1 protein-coding gene is annotated in these 1,363 nt (G+C 35.4%); it reads left to right on the top strand.

The window, feature by feature from the left end:
• The coding region (locus OM075_RS26635) for a glycoside hydrolase family 92 protein (RefSeq protein WP_301193302.1) at nt 1-1,363 on the top strand (1,363 nt) is incomplete at both ends.

The raw sequence follows: 1,363 nt of genomic DNA on the forward strand, positions 1-1,363 counted from the left end.
ACCAACAAACCGGACGTACCTTTTATTTTTATGCAGTAAGCAATCATAAAATTAAGGATATCGCAGCTGTTAAGGATAATGATAAAAAAGTAGATATTGTTCAGTATATCAATGAAGAGGATAATGATGTATTGGAAGTGAAAATTGGTTTTTCATATGTGAGTGTAGAAAATGCAAAAATGAATTTGAGAGCAGAGATGTTATCTAAAGAATTTGCTCAGGTTCGCTCAGAGGCTACTTCTGAATGGGAACAATTATTATCAAAAATAAAGGTTTCAGGCGGATCAGAAGATGATATGGAAACATTCTATTCTACCTTATATCGTTCGTTTTTATGGCCTATTTTATTGAGTGATATTAATGGTGAATTTGTTGATGACAGGGGCGAAGTAGTAAACAAAGGTTTCAGGTATTATAGCAATCCATCATTTTGGGATGATTATCGTAATAAACTCATTTTGTTAGGAATGATTTCTCCAGATGTGGCTTCTGATGTTATTAAGTCAACCATTAACAGAGGCGAAATAAGTGGTTTTATTCCAACCTTCTTCCATGGAGATCATGCCTCTACTTTTATTGCAGGCAGTTATTTAAGAGGAATAAAAGATTTTGACGTAAAAAAAGCATACAACTTATTACTTAATAACGCCTTTAAAGAAGGTAAAGGAGGCAGACCTCACATTAAAGAGTACATCAATCGGGGCTGGATTTCAGAAATGGATATTGAAAATCCACAATTGGAAACAGTGGCTAAAGCAGCAGTTACTAAAACTCAGGAGTACTCTTATGACGATTACGCCATTGCTTTGTTGGCAAAAGAAATGGGTGACACTGCCAATTATAAAACATTGATGAAACGATCTAAAAGTTACAAATACTTATTTGATCCTTCCACTAAATTAATGCGGGGACGTTTGGCCAATGGAGATTGGATTACACCTTTTGATCCGGAACGCCCTTATTACGAATATATGTACAGAGAGGCTACCGGATGGCAATCCAGTTTTTTTGCACCACATGATACTGAAGGATTAATTGGTTTATACCCTAATCAGGAAGCATTTGAAACGAAATTGGATTCATTATTTTCAATTCCTTGGAAAGGTTATGAAGCTTGTAATTTAACCGTTTTTATCGGCCAGTATTGTCATGGAAACCAACCTGGACATAGCACGCCTTATTTGTATTATTACATCAACAAGCAACCTAAGGCACAGAAAATATTAAATAAAATACTGAATAATTTTTATCGTATGGGACCTGAAAGGTTGGCTTATGCAGGAATGGATGATGCAGGAGAAATGTCATCATGGTATGTGTTAAATGCCATTGGTTTATACACCTATTCACCAGCCGATCCTGA

The organism is Plebeiibacterium sediminum (assembly GCF_026013605.1).
Classification (GTDB): Bacteria; Bacteroidota; Bacteroidia; order Bacteroidales; family Marinilabiliaceae; genus Saccharicrinis; species Saccharicrinis sediminus.